19 protein-coding genes are annotated in these 22,069 nt (G+C 73.1%); 17 read left to right on the top strand and 2 right to left on the bottom strand.

Annotated features, from left to right (window positions below):
* The 12 genes from MNY60_RS19205 to MNY60_RS19150 all read left to right on the top strand — a co-directional run.
* On the top strand, positions 1-932 hold a 932-nt coding region (locus tag MNY60_RS19205; RefSeq protein WP_242361471.1), incomplete at its 5' end, for a dihydrolipoamide acetyltransferase family protein.
* A 7-nt stretch (positions 933-939) separates the two neighbouring features.
* Positions 940-1,728, top strand: coding sequence for a TatD family hydrolase (locus MNY60_RS19200; RefSeq protein ID WP_242361472.1), 789 nt, complete (start codon positions 940-942; stop codon positions 1,726-1,728).
* A 12-nt stretch (positions 1,729-1,740) separates the two neighbouring features.
* Positions 1,741-2,655, top strand: a complete 915-nt coding sequence (locus MNY60_RS19195; protein ID WP_242361469.1) for a ThiF family adenylyltransferase — start codon at positions 1,741-1,743, stop codon at positions 2,653-2,655.
* A 130-nt stretch (positions 2,656-2,785) separates the two neighbouring features.
* Entirely contained in the window at positions 2,786-4,231 is a 1,446-nt protein-coding gene (gene lpdA / locus MNY60_RS19190; protein WP_242341186.1) for a dihydrolipoyl dehydrogenase, read from the top strand.
* A gap of 14 nt (positions 4,232-4,245) precedes the next feature.
* Entirely contained in the window at positions 4,246-5,346 is a 1,101-nt protein-coding gene (lipB, locus tag MNY60_RS19185) for a lipoyl(octanoyl) transferase LipB (protein WP_242341192.1), read from the top strand.
* 103 nt (positions 5,347-5,449) lie between these two features.
* Positions 5,450-5,974 (top strand): SUKH-4 family immunity protein, encoded by a 525-nt coding sequence (locus MNY60_RS19180; protein ID WP_242355018.1) that lies wholly within the window; start codon positions 5,450-5,452, stop codon positions 5,972-5,974.
* A 312-nt stretch (positions 5,975-6,286) separates the two neighbouring features.
* On the top strand, positions 6,287-7,678 hold the full coding sequence (locus MNY60_RS19175) for an aspartate kinase (RefSeq protein WP_242341188.1): 1,392 nt from the start codon (positions 6,287-6,289) through the stop codon (positions 7,676-7,678).
* 167 nt (positions 7,679-7,845) lie between these two features.
* Positions 7,846-8,853, top strand: a complete 1,008-nt coding sequence (locus MNY60_RS19170; RefSeq protein ID WP_242341189.1) for a hypothetical protein — start codon at positions 7,846-7,848, stop codon at positions 8,851-8,853.
* A gap of 9 nt (positions 8,854-8,862) precedes the next feature.
* Positions 8,863-9,447, top strand: a complete 585-nt coding sequence (locus MNY60_RS19165) for an RNA polymerase sigma factor (RefSeq protein ID WP_242341190.1) — start codon at positions 8,863-8,865, stop codon at positions 9,445-9,447.
* Entirely contained in the window at positions 9,444-10,181 is a 738-nt protein-coding gene (locus MNY60_RS19160; RefSeq protein WP_242361467.1) for a hypothetical protein, read from the top strand. Before MNY60_RS19165 ends, MNY60_RS19160 begins: the two co-directional genes overlap by 4 nt.
* A complete protein-coding gene (locus MNY60_RS19155) occupies positions 10,178-11,758 on the top strand; it encodes a caspase family protein (RefSeq protein WP_242341058.1) in 1,581 nt (526 codons plus the stop codon). Before MNY60_RS19160 ends, MNY60_RS19155 begins: the two co-directional genes overlap by 4 nt.
* Positions 11,751-12,698, top strand: coding sequence for a hypothetical protein (locus MNY60_RS19150; RefSeq protein ID WP_242341059.1), 948 nt, complete (start codon positions 11,751-11,753; stop codon positions 12,696-12,698). Before MNY60_RS19155 ends, MNY60_RS19150 begins: the two co-directional genes overlap by 8 nt.
* 7 nt (positions 12,699-12,705) lie before the next feature.
* Here MNY60_RS19150 and MNY60_RS19145 read toward each other — a convergent pair whose 3' ends face one another.
* Complete coding sequence (locus tag MNY60_RS19145) at positions 12,706-13,698, bottom strand: hypothetical protein (RefSeq protein WP_242341060.1); 993 nt, start codon at positions 13,696-13,698, stop codon at positions 12,706-12,708.
* Positions 13,699-13,884: 186 nt separating this feature from the next.
* On the opposite strand from MNY60_RS19145, the gene MNY60_RS19140 reads away from it, so the two are divergent.
* Positions 13,885-15,411: an ATP-binding protein gene (locus MNY60_RS19140; RefSeq protein WP_242361463.1), complete on the top strand. Its 1,527-nt coding sequence runs from the start codon at positions 13,885-13,887 to the stop codon at positions 15,409-15,411.
* Between the two features lie 47 nt (positions 15,412-15,458).
* Here the strand turns inward: MNY60_RS19140 and MNY60_RS19135 are convergent, their stop codons facing one another.
* Entirely contained in the window at positions 15,459-16,832 is a 1,374-nt protein-coding gene (locus tag MNY60_RS19135) for an aminotransferase class I/II-fold pyridoxal phosphate-dependent enzyme (RefSeq protein WP_242341062.1), read from the bottom strand.
* 313 nt (positions 16,833-17,145) lie between these two features.
* Between MNY60_RS19135 and fdnG the strand changes: the two genes are divergently transcribed.
* The 4 genes from fdnG to fdhE form a co-directional block, all read left to right on the top strand.
* Positions 17,146-20,214: a formate dehydrogenase-N subunit alpha gene (gene fdnG, locus MNY60_RS19130; protein ID WP_242341063.1), complete on the top strand. Its 3,069-nt coding sequence runs from the start codon at positions 17,146-17,148 to the stop codon at positions 20,212-20,214.
* Between the two features lie 11 nt (positions 20,215-20,225).
* Positions 20,226-21,098: a formate dehydrogenase subunit beta gene (fdxH, locus tag MNY60_RS19125; RefSeq protein WP_242341064.1), complete on the top strand. Its 873-nt coding sequence runs from the start codon at positions 20,226-20,228 to the stop codon at positions 21,096-21,098.
* Between the two features lie 3 nt (positions 21,099-21,101).
* The gene (locus MNY60_RS19120) at positions 21,102-21,782 is read left to right on the top strand and encodes a formate dehydrogenase subunit gamma (RefSeq protein WP_242341065.1); all 681 of its coding nucleotides are present in this window, start codon (positions 21,102-21,104) and stop codon (positions 21,780-21,782) included.
* Positions 21,779-22,069 (top strand): formate dehydrogenase accessory protein FdhE (gene fdhE / locus MNY60_RS19115; protein ID WP_242341066.1); only part of this gene is annotated, 291 nt, incomplete at its 3' end. The genes MNY60_RS19120 and fdhE, both read left to right, overlap by 4 nt.

The following is a 22,069-nucleotide window of genomic DNA, read 5'->3' as shown; positions in this document are numbered from 1 at the left end:
AGAAGGCGCTGGCGACGCCGGCGGCGCGGGCGCTCGCGCGCGCGCTCGAGATCGACATCAACGCCGTGGCCGGCTCCGGGCCGGGCGGGCGCGTCACGAAGGAGGACCTCGCCGCGTTCCGGAACGCCACGAACGGGCACGGCCGCCCGGAGCGCGGGGCCGCGCCCTCGGCCGAGGTCATGCCCGCGCGGCCGGCGGCGCCCATCCCGCTGCGCCCCGAGGGCGGCGGCGCCGAGGAGCGCGTGCCGCTCCGCGGGGTCCGCAAGCGGATCGCCGAGAACATGGCCCGCTCCAAGCGGACCGCCGCGCACTTCACCTTCGTCGAGCAGTGCGACGTGACGGAGCTCGCGCGGGTGAAGGACCGGATCGCCGCCGCCGCGAAGGAGGAGGGCGTGAAGGTGACGTTCCTCCCGTTCATCGTGAAGGCGGTCGTCGCCGCGCTGAGGAAGTTCCCGAAGCTCAACGCCACGATGGACGACGAGCGCGGCGAGCTCGTGCTGCACCGCCGCCACGACATCGGCATCGCCTCCGCGACGGACGCGGGGCTCGTCGTGCCGGTGGTGCGCGGCGCGGACCGGCGCTCGCTCGTCGAGCTCGCGCGGGAGATCGAGCGGCTCGCGCAGGACGCGAAGGCCGGGCGGGCGCGGCCGGAGGACATGGGCCGCTCGACCTTCACCATCACGAGCCTCGGCGCGCTGGGCGGGATGTTCGCGACGCCGGTCCTCAACTACCCCGAGGTGGGCATCCTCGGCGTGCACCGCATCCGGCCCACCCCCGTGGTGCGGGACGGGCAGGTCGTGGTCCGGGACGTGATGCACCTGTCCATCACGAGCGACCACCGCGTCATCGACGGCCACGAGGCGGCGGCCTTCTGCTACGAGATCATCCGGACGCTCGAGGATCCGAACCTGCTCTTCATGCACATGGCGTAGGCCCGCGCTGATCGACACCCACTGTCACCTCGACAAGCTCGAGTTCGCGCCCGATCGCGACCGGGTCCTCGAGCGCGCGCGGGCGGCGGGCGTCTCGGAGGTCGTCGTCCCGGCGATCGGGCCCGACGGCTGGGCGGGCCTCGCCGGCTGGGCGCGCGCCAACCCGGGCGTGCACTTCGGGCTCGGCCTCCACCCGCAGCTCCTCCCCGAGCTCGACCCGCGGGACGACGCGCGGCACCTGGCGGCGCTCGAGGCCGCGCTCGCCGAGGGCGGCGCGGTGGCGGTGGGGGAGTGCGGGCTCGACGGGCCGAGCGTCGCCGCCGGCGCCCCGCTCGAGCGACAGGTGCGGGTGCTCCGCGCGCACCTCGCCCTCGCCCGGCGGCACCGGCTCCCGGTCGTGCTCCACTGCCTGAAGCTCCACGAGCCGCTCATCGCGCTCCTCGAGGAGGCGCCGCTCCCCGCGGGCGGCGTGCTCCACAGCTTCTCGGGCAGCGCCGACCAGGTGAAGGGCTACCTGCGCTTCGGCCTCCACATCTCGTTCGCCGGCCCGGTGACCTACGAGCGCGCGCGGCGCCCCATCGCCGCCGTCCAGGCGGTCCCGCCGGACCGGCTGCTCCTCGAGACCGACGCGCCGGACCAGACGCCGCGCCCGCACCGGGGCCGGAACGAGCCCGCGTTCCTCCCCGAGATCGCCTCGGCCGTGGCGCGCGCCACCGGGCGCTCGGTCGAGGAGGTGGACGCGCTCACCACCGCGAACGCGCGGGCGCTCTTCCGGCTCGGGCCCCAGGGGCGGTAGAAGAGCGCGCGCATGGACACGCGTCGGCATCTTGTCGGGGGGGCGCAGACGGCGCGCCCCGCCGATCCCCCGGTCGCTCCGGCTCCCGCCTCGCCGCGCCACGACCGCACCGCGCGCCTCCTCGGCGCGGACGCCATGGAGCGGCTCGGCAAGGCGCACGTGGTCGTGCTCGGCATTGGCGGGGTGGGGAGCTTCGCGGCGGAGGCGCTGGTGCGCGCCGGGGTCGGGCGGGTCACGCTCGTGGACGGCGAGCGCGTGGACGAGACGAACGCGAACCGCCAGCTCCACGCGCTCGAGGGCGCGTTCGGCGCGCTGAAGGTCGAGGAGATGGCGGCCCGCCTCGCGCGGGTGAGCCCGGCCGTGCGGGTGGACGCGATCGCCGAGTTCTACTCGGAGGCGAGCGCGGAGCGCATCGTCCCGGCGGGCGTGTCGTTCGTCGTGGACGCGATGGACACCGTGGTCGCGAAGCTCCACGTCATCCAGCGCTGCCTCGCGCTCGGCGTCCCCATCGTCACCTCCCTCGGCGCCGCGCGGCGGCTCGATCCCACCGCCATCCAGGTGACCGACCTCTGCGAGTCGCACACCGATCAGCTCGGCAAGGACGTCCGCAAGTACCTGCGCCGGCGGCACGGGATCTCCGCGGCCGAGCCCACCGGCGTCCTCGCCGTCTGGTCGGTCGAGACGCCGCGCGAGACGCTCGCGCTCCCGGGCGACGACGGCGGTGTCCCCGGCGCGCGCCCGCGCGGGTCGGAGGAGCGCCGCCGCGGCCCGAAGGTGTACGGCAGCGCGGCGTTCGTCACTGGCGCGTTCGGCCTCGCCGCCGCGGCCGCCGTCGTGCAGCGGCTCTCCGGCGTCGCGCCCGAGACGCACCGGATCCTCTCGGAGAAGGAGGAGGCGCGGCGGCGCAAGCGGCAGCGCGCCCGCTGAGCGGGCAGGCCATCCCTCTCGGGGGAGCCGCTTTCGTGTTGACCGTCGGCGGCCCGCCGATAGAGTCCCCGCGCGCGCGAGGTCGCGCGGTTACATCTTCACCCAAGGACTCCACCCAGGAGATCGCTCCATGGCCACCAAGACCTTCGACGCCGTCGTGATCGGCGCCGGCGTGGGCGGATACCCCGCCGCCATCCGGCTCGCGCAGCTCGGGAAGAAGGTGGCGCTCGTCGAGAAGGAGACGCTCGGCGGCGTGTGCCTGAACTGGGGCTGCATCCCGTCGAAGGCGCTCATCGCCGCGGCGAACCTCGTGGACGAGATCAAGCACGCGGCCGAGCGCGGCATCGTGGCCGGCGAGCCGAAGGTGGACGTCGCGAAGCTGCGCGAGTTCAAGAACGGCGTGGTCAAGAAGCTCACGAGCGGCGTCGGCCTGCTCGAGAAGGGCAACGGCGTCGAGGTGGTGAAGGGGACGGCGACCTTCGTCTCGCCCACGGCCATCGACGTCGAGCAGAACGGCGAGCGGACGCGCGTCGAGGCGCAGGCCTTCATCGTGGCGACGGGAGGCCGCCCGGTCGAGATCCCGGGCTTCAAGTTCGACGGCAAGGACGTGTGGAGCGCGAAGGAGGCCGTCGATCTCCCGGAGGTCCCGAAGCGTCTCGTCTGCATCGGCGGCGGCATCATCGGGATGGAGCTCGGCACCGTCTACGCGAAGCTGGGCTCGCAGGTCACGTTCCTCGAGGCGCTGCCGAACATCCTCACCGGCATCGACCCGGAGGCCGTGCGGTTCGTGCAGAAGAACCTGCGCCAGCGCGGCGTCACCGTGCACGTGAACGCGAAGGCGAAGGGGTTCGAGCGCAAGGGCGCCGCGCTCGCGGTCAAGGTCGAGGTGGAGGGGAAGGAGACCACGATCGAGTGCGACAAGATCCTCGTCGCCGTCGGGTTCCGGCCGAGCCCCGAGGGGCTGGGGCTCGACAAGATCGGCGTGAAGGTCGGGCCGAAGGGGATCGAGGTCGACGCGCAGTACAGGACGAGCGTGCCTTCGGTCTTCGCGATCGGCGACGTGACGGGTGGGCCGTTCCTCGCGCACAAGGCGTCGAAGGAGGGCGAGATCGCGGCGGAGGTGATCGCCGGGATGAAGTCGGCGCGCGACTGGGTCGCGATGCCGGGCGGCATCTTCACGGATCCGGAGATCGGCACCGTCGGGCTCTCCGAGGAGGAGGCTCGCGCGCAGGGGTACGACCCCATCACCGGGAAGTTCTCGTTCGGCGCGCTCGGCCGCGCGATCGCGATCGACCACACGGACGGGTTCGTGAAGGTGGTCGCCGACCGCGCCTCGAAGCTCCTCCTGGGCGTGACGGCGGTCGGGCCGGAGGCGGCGGATCTCATCGCCGAGGCCACGCTGGCGCTCGAGATGGGCGCGTACCTCGAGGACGTCGCGCTCACCATCCACGCGCACCCGACCCTCCCCGAGGCGTTCATGGAGGCGTGCAAGACCGCGCTCGGCGAGCCCATCCACATGTTGAAGCCGCCCGAGCGCAAGAAGAAGGGCGAGGCCGCCGAGCCCGCGCGGGCGTGACGGGCGCCGCGAACGTGCGCACGCTCCTCGTCCACAGGCTCGGCCGCGTCGAGTACGAAGACGGCCTCGCGCTCATGCGCCTCGCGGGCGAGGCGGTGCGGGCTGCGACGCCGCCCGGGGTCGATCACCTCTTCCTGCTCGAGCACCCGCCGGTCGTGACGCTCGGGCGCGGCGCGGACCGGGCGAACATCGTCGCCGCCCCGGCCTGGCTCGAGAAGCAGGGCTTCGAGCTGCACGACACCGACCGCGGGGGCGACGTCACCTACCACGGGCCCGGCCAGATCGTCGGCTACCCCGTCGTCGACCTCGCCGACCGCCCCGACGTGCGCCGCTACGTCGCCGCGCTCGAGGAGGCGATGATCCGCACCTGCGCGGACTACGGGGTCGAGGCGGGCCGGCACGAGGAGCACCGGGGCGCCTGGGTCGGCCGCAAGAAGATCGGCGCGGTCGGCGTCCACCTGTCGCGCTGGGTGACCTCGCACGGCTTCGCGTTCAACGTCCGCACCGACCTCACCCACTTCCAGGTGATCGTGCCGTGCGGCATCGCCGATCCGCGCCTCGGGGTCACGAGCCTCGAGGCCGAGCTGCGCGAGCGGGGCAGGGCGGCGCCGGAGCTGCCGGAGGTGGAGGAGCGGCTCGCCGCCCACGCGGCGGAGGCCCTGGGGCGCGCGCGCGAGGACGCGTCCCCGGACCTGCGCACGGTCTCGGTGGTGCCGGTCGGCGCCGACGGGCGCGTGCTGCTCCTGCGCCGCAGCGAGGCGCGCGGCGGCTTCTGGCAGCCGGTGACCGGGCGCATCGAGGTGGGCGAGAGCGAGGCGGAGGCGGCGCGGCGCGAGCTGCGAGAGGAGACCGGCGCGGACGTGCCGGTCGAGCCGCTCGGCTACCGGCACGCGTTCGGCGTCGATCCCGTCCTGGCACGGCTCCCCGGCGGCGCGCTGCGGCTCGCGGAGGAGACCGCCTTCGCCGCCCGGCTCCCGGCCGGCTTCGAGGTCCGCATCTCCGACGAGCACGCCGAGCACGTCTGGCTCACGCCGGCGGAGGCCCTCGAGCGGCTCCGCCTGGCGGGGCTGCGCAAGGCGGTGCGGCTCGCGACGGGCTCGCCCGCCTCGCGCTGAGGCCGGCTTCCCCGGCCAGGCGCCCGGACCCGGGAGACGTGTGGTCCGAGGTGGTCCGGGCGGCGGCTCGGCGCTGTCCCGCGTCCATGGCATGATGCGCGCCGTGGTCGTCACCGAGCGCCATCGCCTCCGCGAGAAGCTTCCGGACCTCGGCAACGCCGCGCGCACGCTCGCGCTGCGCGGCGTGCCGCGCGAGGTCCGCATCCCCGGGTGGACCGGGCCGACGTTCTTCTCCTCCGAGCTCGCCGACGGGAGGCTCCGCACGCTCGAGCAGTTCGCGAGCGGCGGCGCGGAGACGGCGGGCGTGACGGGCTGGGTGATCGGCTCCATGCGCGACCCGATGTCCTGGGGCGACGAGCCGCCCGCCGCGGTCTTCGTCCTCGAGCGGGTGAGCGGCCGCGTGCTGCTCGTCGACCTGGAGCAGGGGCAGCGGCCCGCGTTCGTGAGCTCGAGCGCGGGCCTGTTCCTCGACGCGATCGACGTGTTCCTGCAGTGGTGGGGCGCCGAGGAGCCGGTCGCGCAGCGGCTCAAGCGGATCCGCACGGATCTCGCCCGCATCGACCCCCCGGCGATGGCCTCGCCGGCGAACCACTGGCCGCAGTGGCTCGATGATCTGAACGAGAGCTGAACGGGGGCTGCGCCCCCGCCCCGCCGACGGCTGACCGCCGTCGTCGGGGACCCCACCCCTGCTCGCCGGGTCCCGTGCGCCGCCGCGAGCGGCTTCGCCGCTTCCGCGGCGTCGCCCCGGCGGGCTCGCTTCGCTCGCCTGTTCGCGAAGCATGATCGGCCGTTCAGCCGTGGCGGGACCGCTCGCGGCGGGCTCCCGGACCCCGCCGGTCGCCCGCTCGCGCCCCAGGGGGGTCGCGATCCCGGCCACAGTTGGTATCATCCCGGCTTTCGCCCGGAACTCCACACCATCCAGCCCCGCGGGATCCGTTCGATGATCAGCGTCGAGAAGATCGGTGGCACCTCGATGTCGGCGTTCGAGGACGTCCTCCGCAACATCATGCTGCGCGACCCGAAGCGCGTGCACGGCCGCGTCTACGTCGTGTCCGCCTACGCCGGCGTGACGAACCAGCTCCTCGAGCACAAGAAGACCGGCGAGCCCGGCGTCTACGCGCGGTTCGCGAACGGCGCGGACTACGCGAGCGCGCTCGAGGGGCTCACCGCCAAGCTCAAGGAGATCAACGCGGGCCTCGCCCCGATCGGTCTCGATCTCGCCCGCGCCGACGGCTTCATCGAGCGGCGGATGCGCGAGCTGCGCGCCTACCTCGACTCGATGCGCCACGTCCTCGCGAGCGGGTACCTGCGGCGCGACAACGTGCTGCTCGCCGCGCGCGAGATGCTCGCCGCCATCGGCGAGGCGCACAGCGCCTTCAACAGCGTCGAGATCCTGAAGGCGAAGGGCGTCGCGGCCTCCCTCATGGACCTCACCGGCTTCGACGACGACGAGCCGTTCACCATCGACGAGCGCATCCACGCCTCGTTCAAGGGCGTCGACCTCGCGAACCAGGTGGTGGTCGTCACCGGCTACACGAAGGGCGTCGAGGGGATCATGCGGGAGTTCGACCGCGGCTACTCCGAGGTCACCTTCAGCAAGGTCGCCGTCGAGATCAAGGCGAACGAGGCGGTCATCCACAAGGAGTTCCACCTCTCCTCGGCGGATCCCCAGCTCGTGGGGGCGGAGAACGCGGTGGTGGTCGGGATGACGAACTACGACGTCGCCGATCAGCTCGCCGACGTGGGCATGGAGGCGATCCACCCGAAGGCGGCGAAGCCCATGGAGCTCGCCGGCATCGCCATCCGGCTCAAGAACACCTTCGAGCCCGACCACCCGGGCACGCTCATCACGAAGCAGTACACCGGCAAGCAGGCGCGCATCGAGATCATCGCCGGCTCGCCGAAGGTGACCGCGGTCGAGATCCACGATCCCTCGATGGTCGGGACGGTCGGCTTCGACTACGGGGTGATGGAGCTGTTCCGCAAGCACGGCGTCTCGTACATCCTCAAGGCGACCAACGCGAACTCGATCACGCACGTCGTCTGGGAGAAGTCGGTGAGCGCGGGCTTCGTCGAGGAGCTCGAGAACGCCTACGAGGTCGTGACCGCCGTGCCCTCCGCGATCGTCTGCGTGATCGGCACGAACATCGCGTTCCCCGGGGTCCTCGCCCGCGCCACCGCGGCGCTCGCCGAGAACGGCATCAACGTGAACGCCGTCTCCCAGTCGCTGCGCCAGACGAGCATCCAGTTCGTCATCAACCGCGACGACTACAAGCGCGCGGTGGTGGCGCTCAACTCGGCGCTCTGCCTCAACCCTCCCGTCGCGGCGTGAGGCTCGCGAGGGCGGCGTCCCGCGACCGCGGGGCGCCGCCGCCCGCGCACCCCCTCCCACCTTCCTGACGACCCGGCGCGGGTGGCACTTTCCATTCCGCGCGGGGGAGCGTGTCTCTCTCCGTAGACCGCGCCGGAATGATCCGGCCGACCACCGAGGTCTCCGAGATGAGAAAGACGATCGCCGCGCTGTCCCTCGCCGTGCTCGCGTCAGCGTGCGGGAAGCAGGACATCACCCCTGACGAGGCGCGGAGCGCCGTCCCCGAGTCGAGCGCCATCCGCATCGACACCCCGAAGGACAGCGCGGACGCTTCCTCCCCGTCCTCCCCGGCCGCGCTCACCGCGACCGCCGAGGCGACCTTCGACGCCCGCTTCCCCGCCCTGACGACCTCGGACTACGCGCGCTGGTCCTACGTCACCGCCTGGACCGTGAACGGCGGCGCGTGGTGGACGCTCGCGACGCTCCGCCTCGTCACGCTCCTCCCGCCGACCGCCTGCAGCGGCGACACGTGCACCTGGGGCCCCTGGGACGAGGAGAGCAAGGTCGGGCTCAAGGTGAAGCGCTGGCAGCTCGTCGTCACGAAGGTCGAGGAGGGCAAGTTCACCTACGAGCTCTCGGCCATGAACCTCCTCGTGCCCGGCCCGTTCCTCTCCATCGTGAGCGGCGTCGCCGAGCCCGCCGGCCCCGGCCGCGGCAAGGGGCAGCTCACCGTCTCCTTCGACAACGCGCGCCAGCTCCCGGAGTCCGAGCAGCGCTACGGGACGCTGACGATCCAGTACGACACCACCGCCGAGGCCCGCGTCGACGCGCAGCTCGCCGGCGGGCGCGACGAGCAGAACGGGAACCCGCTCGACGCCGCGTACGCGTTCGTCGCGACGGGCGCCGGCGGGGACCTCCAGGTGGCGTTCCGCGGCCAGGACCCGGCGGCGAACCCGGTGAACCTCTCGCTCCACGCGCGCTGGGACGGGACCGGCGCGGGCCGCGGCGACGCGCGGGTCTTCGCCGAGGACGTGAACGGGAGCTGGACGTTCGACTACGGCGCGAGCGAGTGCTGGGCGGGCAAGGCGGGCGCCTTCGCGCTCACCTACGACACCGATCCGGCCTTCGGCGACGTGTCGGCCTGCGCGAGCGCCTTCCAGGGCGAGCCGCAGTACTCGACGCTCGGCCTCCCCTGAGCGGGGCGGATGGCGCGGCTCGAGGTCATCGCGGGAGGGAGGGCCGGCCCCGCCGGCCCGCTCCCCGCGGCCACGCCGGCGGCGGGGCTCGTCGAGGAGCTCTACCGCCGGCACGCCGCGGGCGTGCTCGCGCGCTGCCGCTACCTGCTGCGCGACGAGGAGGGGGCGCGCGACGCGGCGCAGGAGGTCTTCGTCCGCGCGCTGCGCGCGCTCCCCGAGCTGCGCGCCGCCGCCTCGCCGAGCGCCTATCTCCTCACCGCCGCGACGCACCACTGTCTCAACGTCCTGCGCGCCTCGCGGGCGGCGTGGCGGGACGAGCTTACGCGGCTCGCCCGGGAGCGGGTGAGCGAGGGCATCGCGCCGGACTCCCGCGAGCTCGTGCGCGCGCTCCTCGGCGCGGCGCCGGTGGAGGCGCAGGAGGTCGCCGTGCTCTACTTCGTCGACGAGCTGACGCAGGCCGAGATCGCGGCGGCGACCGGCCGCAGCCTCCCGACCGTCCGCAAGCGGCTGCGCGAGTTCCTGGGCGCCGCGCGCGGCGCGCTCCGCGAGGCGTTCCCCGACCTGACCCTGCCGGATCCGGAGGAGCTGCCATGAAGACCGAGCTGGGCGGCCCCGGCGTCGCGTGCTCGATCTCCCGGATCCGCCGGCTCGAGGCGGGCGAGCTGACGGGCGACGAGCGCTCCCGCACCGAGGGGCACCTCGCCGGCTGCGCGCGGTGCCAGGCCTCGGCGCGCGAGCTCGCGCGCGAGCGCGAGGCGCTCCACGCGTCGCTCCCGTTCGAGCGGTTCGCCGCGGGCGTCGCGGAGGGGCTCGCCCGCGCGGACGCGCCGGCCGCGGCCCCGCGCCGCCGCCTCCTCCGCGCAGGGCTGGCGCTCGCGGCCCTCCTCGTCGCCGTGGCGGCGGTGCCGCTCCTCCAGCGGCTCGCGCCCGGGCCGGACACGCAGGACTGGCGCGCCAAGGGCGCCCTCGAGCTCACCCTGTGGGCGAGCGAGGGCGGCCGCGTGCGGACGCTCGGGGAGGCCGAGCCGGTGCCGGCGGGCGCGTCGCTGCGCGTCGGGCTCCCCGCGTCGCGTCACGCGCACGCCGCGGTGGCGCTCGTGGACGGGGACGGCGTGGCGGTCCTCTTCGCCGGGCCGGCCACGGCGGGGGCGGTGGGGGACGCGTTCGCGTGGACGGGCGCGGGGGAGGGGGCGCTCGTGGCGGTGCTCGACGACCGCCCCGTGGACGTGGGCGCGCTGCGGGCCCGGCTCGAGCGGCGCGGGGCGGAGGGCGCCGCCGGGGCGGGGCCCGCGGTGATCGTCCGGCCGCTCGTGCGAGGGCGGCCGTGACCCGGGCGCTCGCCGCCGCCGCGCTCCTCGCGCTCGCCGCCGGAGCCGGCGCGGCGGAGCCGCACCGCTTCGCGCTCGTCGCGGGCGCGCCCGACGGCGGGCCCGGGACCGCGAAGCTGCGCTACGCCGAGCGCGACGCGCGCCGCATCCACGGGATCCTCACGCGCGTCGGCGGGGTCAGGCCGGAGGACGCGCGGCTCATCCTCTCCGGCAGCGCCGGCGAGCTCATGCGCGCGCTCGGAGAGCTTTCGGACCGCGCCGGCGCGGCGCGCGCGCGCGGCGAGCGCACCGTGCTGCTCGTCTACTACTCCGGGCACGCGAAGGACGGGGCGCTCCGGCTCGGGAGCGGCCGCGTGCCGTTCGGCGACCTCCGCGCCGCGCTCGAGGCCGCGCCCGCCGACGTCCGCGTGGGCCTCGTGGACTCCTGCCGCTCGGGGGCCATCGCCCGGGCGAAGGGCGTCCGCCCCGCGCCGGCCTTCGACGTCTCGGCGGCGGAGGAGGGGCCCCGCGGGCTCGTGCTCATCGCCTCGTCCGCCGGGGACGAGGACTCGCAGGAGTCGGACACCATCGGGGCGAGCTGGTTCACCCATCACCTGGCGTCGGGCCTCCTCGGCGCGGCGGACGCCTCCGGCGACGGGCGCGTCACGCTCGCCGAGGCCTACGCCTACGCGTACGCGCGCACCGTCGGCTCCACCGCCTCGAGCGCGGGGGGCGTCCAGCACCCGGTGTTCCTCTACGACCTCGGCGGCTCCGGCGATCTCGTCCTCACGGACCTCGCCCCGGTCGCAGGAGGGCTCCTCCTGCCCGCGGCCGCGGAGGGGCTCTACGTCGTGCTCGACGGCGCAGGCCGCGCCGTCGCCGAGGTGGCGAAGGGGGCAGGGGTGGAGCGGCGCGTCGCGCTCCCGGCGGGCCGGTACACCGTGAAGAAGCGGCTTGCCGACGACTCGGCGCTCCTCGTCGCGCCGGTGGCCGTGACCGGCGCCGCGCCGGCCGTCGTGGACGACGCGCGCATGGACCGGGTCCGGCTCGATCGCGACCCGCAGAAGGGCTTCTCGGGCACGCGCTGGGCCCTCCTGGCCGGGCTCGGCGCGCAGCGCTTCTTCGACCGCGCCGCGCGCGACGGGCTCTTCCCGCCCGCGGCGCTCGGCGGGCTCGAGCTCGCGGTCCGCGACGATCTCGGGCGCGGGCTCGCCTGGGGGATCGACGCCGCGCTGGGTGGCGGCGCCGGCACGCTGCGGATGCCGGGCGTCGAGCCCATCCCGGTGAAGTTCGCCGAGATCGCGGGGGGCGCCTCGCTCTGGAAGGACCTCGTCCTCGGACCGGTGGTGCTCTCGGCGGGCGCGCGGATCGGGCTCACGTTCCTCGGGCGCAGCTTCCCGGCGCGCGAGGAGCTGCCGAGCCAGACGTTCTTCACCGTGACGCCGGGGCTCGTGGGCGGCGCCGCCTGGCGCGCCTCTCCGCGCCTCGCCGCCGTGGCGCGCCTGCGGCTCTCGTACCTCTTCTACAACGTCGACGAGAACCGGAGCCTCGGGTTCGTCGAGGGGATGCTGGGGGTGGAGTATGCGCTCGGTGAATAGGCTGATCGTCCTCGCGCTCTGCCTGGGCCTCTGCGCCTGCGGCGACTACTCGACCGAGGACCTCCGGTTCCTGGCCGCCGTGCCGAGCCGCGCCGATCTGCGCGTGGAGGTCCCGCAGGACGCGGCGGCGAGCGCCGGAGCCTCGGCGCAGGTCGCGGCCTGCCCCACGCGCGCGGCCGACACGTGGCTGCGCGCCAAGCCGGAGTCGGACCGGCTGAACTCCGCGGTCGAGTTCCTGCTCGGGCTCGTGGACGTCGTCCGGCGCGAGCCGCCCTCCTGGAGGCAGGTGGACGCCCGCGGCTGGGGGCCCTTCCCCGACGGACGGCACCCGGGGCGCGAGCTCCGCGTGACGCTCCTGCGCCAGTACCCTGCGGGCCCGGAGGCGCCGCCCACGTTCGCGTACGCGTTCGACGCGCGCGTCTCCGGCGGCGGCGCCTGGACGACCGTGCTCGCCGGCTCGTTCGAGGGCGCGTCCGCCTCGCTCGGGAAGGGAACGCTCGGGCTCGACTTCGACGCGCTCTGGTCGCTCGGGATGGCCGACGCCGGCACGCCGCGGGGGCGGATGGGCGTGGAGTACGACCGCTCCGCGGAGCCGGTGCGGATCGGGCTCCTCCTCGACCAGGACGGCTTCGGCCTCGCGCAGTTCGGCTACCGCTTCGAGGGCTACGCCGACCGGAGCGGCACGTTCACCTACGCGTTCCGGAACGCCCAGGGCGACCTGCTCGTCGCGACCGCCTCCTTCGACGCGGCGGCGGCCGGGCGCGCCGCGGTGGGCTTCCGCACCGTGGCCGGGGTCACGGGCGGCTTCCGCGAGTGCTGGGATCCCGCCGCGTGCCTCGTCTACGTGGACGATCCCGCGGCGTTCAGCTGCGGAGGCGCCTGGCCCTGCTCGCTCGGCGACGTGTCGGCGTGCCCGGCGGTGCCGTCGCCGCCGTTCTGAGGACGATTCACCCTGCGTGCGAGACGGTGAGGTAGACCATCGTCTGGTTCAGGAGCTGGTAGGCGATCTCGCCGAAGGTGATCGGGCCGACGATGTCTCCGGTGGTCCTGCCCTCGAGCGACGAGTTGACGAAGTTGACGACGCAGTTGCACGAGAGGGCGACGCGCTCGGCGATCCCGGTGGGGAGCGCCGAGACGAAGGCGTCCACGTAGTCCTCGATCGGTCGGGCGTGGTGGTAACGGACCCCCGCGAACACCGGAGCGTAGAAGCGGACCTCGCCGCGGGATGGGTCCACGGACTGGAAGCTCACGTTGATCGCCGCGCCGAGGTAGTCGGCGACGAGGGGCAGGCGCGTGTCGAGGCGCGTCTCCCCGACGTACTCGGCGAAGTTGCGCTCCCGGCCGTCGATCTCCGCGAGGGTCGCCGAGAAGCCGGTCGCCGGGAAGGTGATCGTGGGCCCGGTCCCCGCCTCGAAGATGTTGAGGATCCCGATCTCCGCGCGCACGCCGGGCGGGAAGGCGACCTGCATCACGACGGCGTGGTGCTCCAGCGCCTCGGCCGTGGTGCCTTCGAACACCTTGGGCCTCGTCTTGCCGATCTCGGAGAGGTGGACCCCGGAGATCCACCCGAACAGCGGGGCGGTGGCGAACTTCTCGTACCTGGGCGCGTTCAGCGCGAACGAGAGATGCACGCGGCTCGCGTACGGAGCGATGATCACGCCCATCGAGCCCGCGGGCAGGTCCGAATACACCCGCGCGATCTCGCGCTCGTCGTAGCGGCGGATCGCGACGTACTCCGAGGGCGCGGGGAGCCGCTCGACGAAGATGCGGTGGCGATCGACCACGCCGCCTTCCTCGCTCATGAAGTACGGGATGGTCCCCCCGATCCACCTGCCCCTGGGCAGCCGGCTGAGGGGGGTCTCGTCCCCGGCGAGCAGCAGCGTCTCCCCCTCGCGGATCAGCGCCGCGACCTCGTCCACCTCGAGGAGATGCCCTTTCATCACCACGACCATATACCCGCAGTGGCGGGCTCCGCCGAACGCCAGGCGCCGGCACCGAGCGGGGTGAGCGCGTCAGGGCTGCCTTGACGGAGGGACGGGCGCGCCACGGCTGGGCGAGCGCGCCTCGCCGGCTCGCCGGACGCAGCTTTCGCCGAGACGCGGGACCTCGGAGGCATGGCAGCAGACATGAGCCTGCTCGCTCAGCAGCTCCGGCTCAGCGCGATGGAGGCGGAGGTGAGCCGCTTCCAGCGGTTCGCGAAGGACGCCCCCATCGGCATCCTCTTCATCAGCAAAGACGCCACCGTGCAGTTCGCGAACGACGAGTACCTGCGCATCGTCGGCCGAACGCGGGAAGAGTTCGAGGCCGAGCGGTTCCGGCTGGGGCCGGTGCGGCCGCCGGAGTGGCTGCACCCGGAGGTCGGCGCGCGACACGAGAGCGAGTGCGTGCGGGGCGACGGCACGCGGGTGCCGATCCTCGTCGGCCTCTCGATCCAGGAGGACGGCGTCGCTGCGTTCGTCATCGACCTCACCTCCGAGAAGTCGGCGGAGCGCGCGCGCCAGGAGAGCGAGGCGCGCTACCGCGCCATCGCCGAGCAGCTCGCGGAGGCCGATCGACGCAAGGACGAGTTCTTCGGGATCCTGTCCCACGAGCTCCGGAATCCGCTCGCGCCCATCCGGAACGCGCTCCTCCTCCTCGCGCGCGCTCCGGACGACCCGGCACGCGCCGCGCGGGCGCGCGAGGTCATCGATCGCCAGATCGGGCACCTCTCGCGGCTCGTCGACGACCTCCTCGACCTCACCCGGATCACGCGCGGGAGCATCCAGCTCGTCAGAAAGCGGCTCGATCTCGCGCGCGTCGTCCGCGACACCGTCGAGGACCACCGCGCCGGGTTCGACGCCATCGGCGTCGCGCTGATCCTGCAGCTGCCGCCGGCGCCGCTCCACGTGGAGGGCGACGAGACCCGGCTCGCGCAGGTGGTGGGAAACCTGCTCGCCAACTCGGCGAAGTTCACGCCGCGCGGCGGCGCGGTCACGGTGCGGCTCGAGGAAGGGCCGGCGCGCGCCGCGCTCCTCGAGGTCCGCGACACGGGGGAGGGGATCGAGCCGGACGTCCTCCCGCGCATCTTCGAGCCGTTCTCGCAGGCGGACCGCAGCCTCGCGCGCTCCCGCGGCGGCCTCGGCCTCGGCCTCAGCCTCGTGAAGCGCCTCGTCGAGCTGCACGGCGGCACGGTGAGCGCGACGAGCGCCGGCCGGGGCGCCGGGACGGAGGTCGCGGTGCGCCTGCCGCTCCTCGATCCGCCCCTCGCGGCGGCGGAGGCGGCGGCGCCAAGTGCCCCGCCGCGCGTCGCGCACGTGCTCGTCGTCGAGGACAACGCGGACGCCGCGGAGACGTTGCGCGATGCGCTCGAGCTCGAGGGGATGGAGGTCACGCTCGCGTCCGACGGCGAGGCGGGGCTCGCGGCCGCCCGGAAAAGAGCGCCGGATCTCGTCATCTGCGACATCGGGCTGCCAGGGGACCTCGACGGCTACGGGGTCGCGCGCGCGATGCGGGCCGATCCCGGCCTGCGCAGGGTCCCGCTCGTCGCCCTGACGGGCTACGTGGGCCCCGAGGACCGGGCGCGGGCCCGGGAGGCCGGCTTCGACCTCCACCTGGGAAAGCCGACCCGGCTCGCCGACCTGCTCGGTGCGATCGGCCCGCTCCTTCCGGCGTGATCGCGCGCGAGGCGCCGCGCTCGCGCGGGCCCGGCGTCAGGCTTGGCTCACCGCCGGCGACGCTCGCAGAAGCTCACGTGGAAGCGGCCGATCCGCTCCACCACCGCCTCGAGCTGCTCGACGGGCGGCAGGATGGTGGTGCGGAAGTGCCAGGTGCCGGCCTGCTGGCCGAAGCCGGAGCCGGGGACGACGCAGATGCCGGTCTCCTCGAGGAGCGCGAGGCACCACTCGGTGTCGGTCGCGCCCTCGGGCAGGGTGATCCGCGGGAACGCGTACATCGCGCCGGCCACCCGGTTGCACGAGATGCCGGGGATCGCGTCGAGGCCGCGCTCCACGATCGCGGCACGGCGGCGGAGGCTCTCGAGGACCTCGCCCCGCTCTCGCGTCCAGGTCCCATGGGACGGCTCGCCGGGCAGCGGCGGCCGGACGAGCAGGTAGGTCACGATCTGCCCGACCGAGTTCGCGCACAGCGCGATCGACTGGAGCTTCGTGATCTCGTCCATCACCGCCGGGGGCACGTTGCGGCACTCGAGGTAGCCGCCCCGGTGCCCGCACTCGCCCAGGTAGCCCTTCGAGACGGAGTGGAAGCTGAAGAGCGAGACGTCGCGGAGGCCGAGCCGCTCGAGCACGCTCGCGAACGACACGAACCGGTCGCCGGGCAGGTAGACGTTGTCCTGGTAGACCTCGTCCGCGAGCACCGCGAGCCCGCGCTCGCGCGCGAAGCGGAGCACGTCCTCCACGTTCCTCGCGTCGAGCACGGCGCCGGTGGGGTTGCCGGGGTTGATGACGCAGATCGCCCGGGGCCGGATCCCGCGGGCGCGCGCCTGCTCGTACGAGCGCTCCAGGTCGGCGAGGGAGAGCCCCCACTGCGCCGCCTCGTCCAGCGTGTACGGCACCGCCGCGCCGCCGTAGAGCGTGATGGTCGCCGAGTAGAGCGGGTACTGCGGGGTCGGGATGAGGACGCCGTCGCGGGCGTCCGCGATGAGGAGCCGGAGCACCGACTGGACACCCTTGCTCGCTCCGTCGGTGAGGAAGATCGCCTCGGGATCCGCCTGGATCCCGTCGCGGGCGTGGATGAAGTCGGCGATCGCGTCGCGCACGAAGCGGAGGCCCTTGCTCTCCGTGTAGGCCCCGAGGCCGTGCTCCGAGGCGCGGAGCACGTGCCGCGCGACCTCGACGGCGTCCGCCGGAAAGGTCCCGGCGGGCGCGCGGTCGAGCAGCTCCGGGTACTCCACGAGCGCCAGCACCTGCCGGACCCATGAGATCGGCCGCTGGCCGAGGGCCTGGGGGTTCCCGATGTTGCAGTAGATGATCTCGCGCCCCTGGCGCTCGAGCTCCTGCGCGCGGGCGACGATCGGGCCTCGGACGGCGTACTGCGCCTCGCGCACCACCGGCGCGACGTCTTCGATTCGGACGACCATGACCGCGCAGGATACGACGCCCCGGCCGGAGCTGCGAGCCCGGGTCCCTCGCCGATGCCGGCCGGTCCGTGGAGGCTGCATGACGGCGTCTCTCGGGAGGTGGCTCTCGCTCCGTCCGGCGGTCGGCACGCGAGCGCGCGGAACGGCGCCAGGCGCTGCCATCCTCCCGCAGCGCGCCGTCGCGATGCGTCATGACGGCGGGCGATCAGCACAATTTGGTCCCGGAGCAGGATTCCCCAAAATTCCGCGACCTTCTGCCGCACACAGGGCCAGCATGCCAGGGCGGCACCAGGGACGATCCCGGAGACCATCCATGAACCTGTCTCGACGGCAGTTCCTCAAGCTGACCACGTCCGGAATCGGCGCTACCAGCCTGGGCGCCCTCGGCTTCGCGCCGGATCGCGTCCTCGCCGACGTCCGCAACTTCAAGCTCGCCTCCACGACGCAGACGCGGAACACCTGCCCGTACTGCTCCGTCGGGTGCGGCATCCTCATGTACGGGCTCGGAGACCGCTCGAAGAACGCGCGCCTCCGGCTGGTGCACATCGAGGGAGATCCGGACCACCCGGTGAACCGCGGCACGCTCTGCCCCAAGGGCGCGAGCCTGCTCGACTTCGTGAACAGCCCGCACCGGCTCAAGTTCCCGGAGTACCGCGCGCCCGGCTCGAGCGAGTGGCAGCGCGTCACCTGGGAGTGGGCGCTCGACCGGATCGCCCGGCTCATGAAGGACGATCGCGACAAGAACTTCATCGCGAAGAACGCCGCCGGCGTCCCGGTGAACCGCTGGACCAGCGTCGGGATGCTCGCCGCGAGCGCGTCCTCGAACGAGTCGGGATACCTCACCCACAAGGTGTTCCGCGCGATGGGGATGACCGCGCTCGACAACCAGGCACGTGTCTGACACGGCCCCACCGTGGCCGGTCTGGCCACCTCGTTCGGCCGTGGCGCGATGACGAACCACTGGGCGGACATCAAGAACGCCAACGTCATCATCGTGATGGGCGGGAACCCCGCCGAGGCGCACCCGTGCGGCTTCAAGTGGGTGACCGAGGCGAAGGCGCACAACAAGGCGCGGCTCATCGTGGTGGACCCGCGCTTCACGCGCACCGCCGCCGTCGCCGATCAGTTCGTGCAGATCCGCCCCGGGACGGACATCGCGTTCCTGGGCGGCGTCATGAACTACCTGCTCTCGAACGACGCCATCCAGCACGACTACGTCAAGGCGTACACGAACGCGTCGTTCATCGTCCGCGCCGACTTCACCTTCGACGACGGGCTCTTCTCCGGCTACGACGAGGCGGGCCGCAAGTACGACAAGGCGAGCTGGACCTACGAGCTCGGGCCGGACGGCTTCGCCAAGGTCGATCCGACGCTCCAGGATCCGCGCTGCGTCTACCAGCTCCTGAAGAAGCACTACTCCCGCTACACGCCCGAGATGGTCTCGTCGATCACCGGGGCGAAGCAGGAGGAGTTCCTCCAGGTCTGCAAGACCATCGCGTCCACCGCGCCCGCCGACCGGACCATGACGAGCCTCTACGCGCTCGGCTGGACCCAGCACTCGGTCGGCTCGCAGAACATCCGCTCGATGGCGATGATCCAGCTCCTGCTCGGCAACATGGGGATGGCGGGCGGCGGGGTGAACGCGCTGCGCGGCCACTCCAACATCCAGGGGCTCACCGATCTCGGCGTGCTCTCCGACCTGCTCCCGGGCTACCTCACGATCCCGAAGGAGACGGACAAGGACCTCGACGCCTATCTCGCGCCGCGCACCCTGAAGCCGCTGCGCCCGGGGCAGATGAGCTACTGGCAGAACTACCCCAAGTTCTTCGTCTCGCTGCAGAAGGCGTGGTGGGGCGAGGCCGCGACGAAGGAGAACCAGTTCGCCTACGAGTACCTGCCGAAGCTCGACAAGCTCTACGACCTCCTCGCGGTGTTCGACCTCATGCACCAGGGGAAGGTGAACGGGTACATCTGCCAGGGCTTCAACCCGCTCGCCTCGGCGCCGAACAAGGCCAAGGTGATCGACGGGCTCTCGAAGCTCAAGTTCCTCGTGGTGATCGACCCGCTCGTCACGGAGACCTCCACGTTCTGGAGGAACGCGGGCGAGTTCAACCCGGTCGAGCCCTCCAAGATCGAGACCGAGGTGTTCCGGCTGCCGTCCACCTGCTTCGCCGAGGAGGACGGCTCGCTCACGAACTCGAGCCGCTGGCTGCAGTGGCACTTCAAGGGGGCGGAGCCGCCCGGCGAGGCGAAGACGGACCTCGAGATCGTCGGCGAGCTCTTCGGCCGGATCCGCCGGCTCTACGCGAAGGAGGGCGGGACGTTCCCGGATCCGATCGTCAAGCTCACCTGGCCGTACGCCATCGCCTCCGCGCCGTCCGCCGAGGAGGTGGCGCGCGAGTACAACGGCTGGGCGCTCGCCGATCTCCCCGACCCGAAGGACAAGACGAAGATCCTGGTGAAGCGCGGCGACCAGCTCACCACGTTCGGCCAGCTCACCGACGACGGCTCCACGGCGGCGGGCTGCTGGATCTACACCGGCAGCTACACCGACAAGAACAACATGGCCCGCCGCGAGACGGCCGATCCGAGCGGGCTCGGGCTCGCCCCGGCGTGGGCCTGGGCCTGGCCCCTGAACCGGCGCGTCCTCTACAACGCCGCCTCCTGCGATCCGACCGGCAAGCCCTGGGACCCGCGCCGCACGCTCGTGAAGTGGAACGGCGAGAAGTGGGTCGGGGCGGACGTGCCGGACTTCAAGGTGGACCAGCCGCCCGAGTCGGGGATGGCGCCGTTCATCATGAACCCCGAGGGCGTGGGGCGGCTGTTCGGCGCGGACAAGATGGCGGAGGGTCCGTTCCCCGAGCACTACGAGCCGTTCGAGAGCCCGCTCGCGCGGAACCCGATGCACGAGAAGCCGGTCGCGAGCACGAACCCGGCCGCGCGCATCTACGCCGAGGACAAGGCCGCGCTCGGGACGGCGGAGCACTTCCCGTACGCCGCCACGACCTACCGGCTCACCGAGCACTTCCACTTCTGGACGAAGCACGCGCGCATCCCCGCCGTGCTGCAGCCCGAGCAGTTCGTGGAGATCGGCGAGGCGCTCGCCAAGGAGAAGGGGATCCGCGACGGCGAGCGGATCAAGGTGCGCTCGAACCGCGGCGAGATCGTGGCGAAGGCGGTGGTCACCAAGCGCATCCGGCCGCTCACCGTGGCGGGCAAGACGGTCCACACGGTGGGGATCCCCATCCACTGGGGCTTCGAGGGGCTCACGAAGCCGGGCTACCTCGCGAACACGCTCACCCCGTTCGTCGGCGACGCGAACGTCCAGACCCCCGAGTTCAAGGCGTTCCTCGTGAACGTCGAGAAGCTCGGCGTGGCCTAGAGGAGGCGGCCATGGCGCTCGAATCGCTCGACATCCGCCGCCGCTCAGCGAGCCAGACCCGGGCCCCCGACGTACGGGAGCGCCTCGAGGTCGCGAAGCTCATCGACATCTCGCGCTGCATCGGCTGCAAGGCCTGCCAGGCCGCGTGCATGGAGTGGAACGACCTCCGCGACGACGTCGGCCAGCTGGGAGGCTCGTACGACAACCCCATCGACCTCACCGACCGCACGTGGACGGTGATGCGCTTCTACGAGGAGGAGATCGCCGACAAGGGCCTGCAGTGGCTCATCGTGAAGGACGGCTGCCTCCACTGCGCGGACCCCGGCTGCCTCAAGGCGTGTCCGGCGCCCGGCGCGATCGTGCAGTACTCGAACGGCATCGTCGACTTCCAGCAGGACAACTGCATCGGCTGCGGCTACTGCCAGACCGGCTGTCCCTTCAACATCCCGCGCTACGGGGTCAGGGACGGCAAGGCCTACAAGTGCACGCTCTGCTCGGATCGCGTGGCGGTCGGGCTCGAGCCGGCCTGCATCAAGACCTGCCCGACCCAGGCGCTCAGCTTCGGGGCGAAGCAGGACATGATCGACATCGCGAATGCTCGGCTCGTGGACCTGAAGGAGCGCGGCTTCGACAAGGCGGCGGTCTACGACCCGCCGGGCGTGAGCGGCACGCACGTCGTCTACGTGATGCCCCACGGCGACCCGGCGCTGTACCGGATGCCGCGCGAGGCAAGCATCTCGCCCCTCGTCTCGCTCTGGCGCAGCGGGTTCGCCCGGACGCTCGGGGTGCTCACGATGGTCTCGGTCGTCGTGGCCGGGTTCTTCCACTGGATGAAGGTCGGGCCGGTCGATCCGGACGCTCGGCCGCCGCGCGAGGGGGAGTAGGCCATGGCGACCGAGATGCATCCGGGCACGCAGCACGAGTTCGCGACCACGCGGCCGCCCGACGCGGTGCAGCGCTACTCCACCGGCGAGCGGCTCACGCACTGGGCCGTGGCGCTCGCCTACGTCGTGCTGTTCCTCTCCGGCCTCGCGCTGTTCCACCCGTTCTTCTACTGGATCTCGCTCTGGTTCGGGACGCCGACGTTCATGCGGATCCTGCACCCGTTCATCGGGGTCGCGCTCGCGATCCTGTTCTTCGCCTACGCGGCGCGGCTCTGGCGCGAGAACCTGTTCTCCCCGGCCGACCGGCAGTGGCTCCGCCGGATGTTCGCGTACATGAACGGCCGCGAGGAGGCGCGCGTCGAGGGCAAGTACAACGCCGGGCAGAAGGCGATGTACTGGTCGATGGTCGCGATGGTGGTCGGCCTGCTCGTGACGGGGATCTTCATCTGGCGCCCGTACATCGCGCCGTCGATCCCGCTCCTCGGCCGCCGCATCGCGTCGGTGATCCACGCGATCTTCGCGTTCATCATGTTCGTCGGGATCGGCATCCACATCTACGCGGCCGTCTGGACGCGCGGGTCGATGCGGGCGATGACGCAGGGCTGGGTCACCCGCCGCTGGGCCCGCTACCACCACCCGGGCTGGTACGACAGGGTCGCGCGCGGCCGGGAGACCGTGCGTTGAGCCCCGCCGCGCTCCCGATCACGCCGGGCGACGCGCCGCCGCCGCTCCGGTTGCCGGAGCCTCCGCTCCTCTTCCGCGCCCGGGCCGAGCGGCTCGAGGCGCTCGCGAGCGGCCACGCCGCGGGCGACTGGCTCCGCTTCCTCGCGCGGCTCGCGCGCGGACAGGACCGGGCGGTGCGAGCGGTCCCCTCGGGCGTGATGCCTCGCCCCGGCGGCGACGGCCCGCCGCTCGCGCAGGCCGCCGCGCGGCGCGATCCCGCCTGGCGCGCGATGCTCGCCGCCGTGCTC

Origin of the sequence: Anaeromyxobacter sp. SG17, from assembly GCF_022690695.1 — a bacterium.
GTDB lineage: Bacteria > Myxococcota > Myxococcia > Myxococcales > Anaeromyxobacteraceae > Anaeromyxobacter > Anaeromyxobacter soli.
This window is presented reverse-complemented; position numbering and strand designations above follow the sequence as displayed.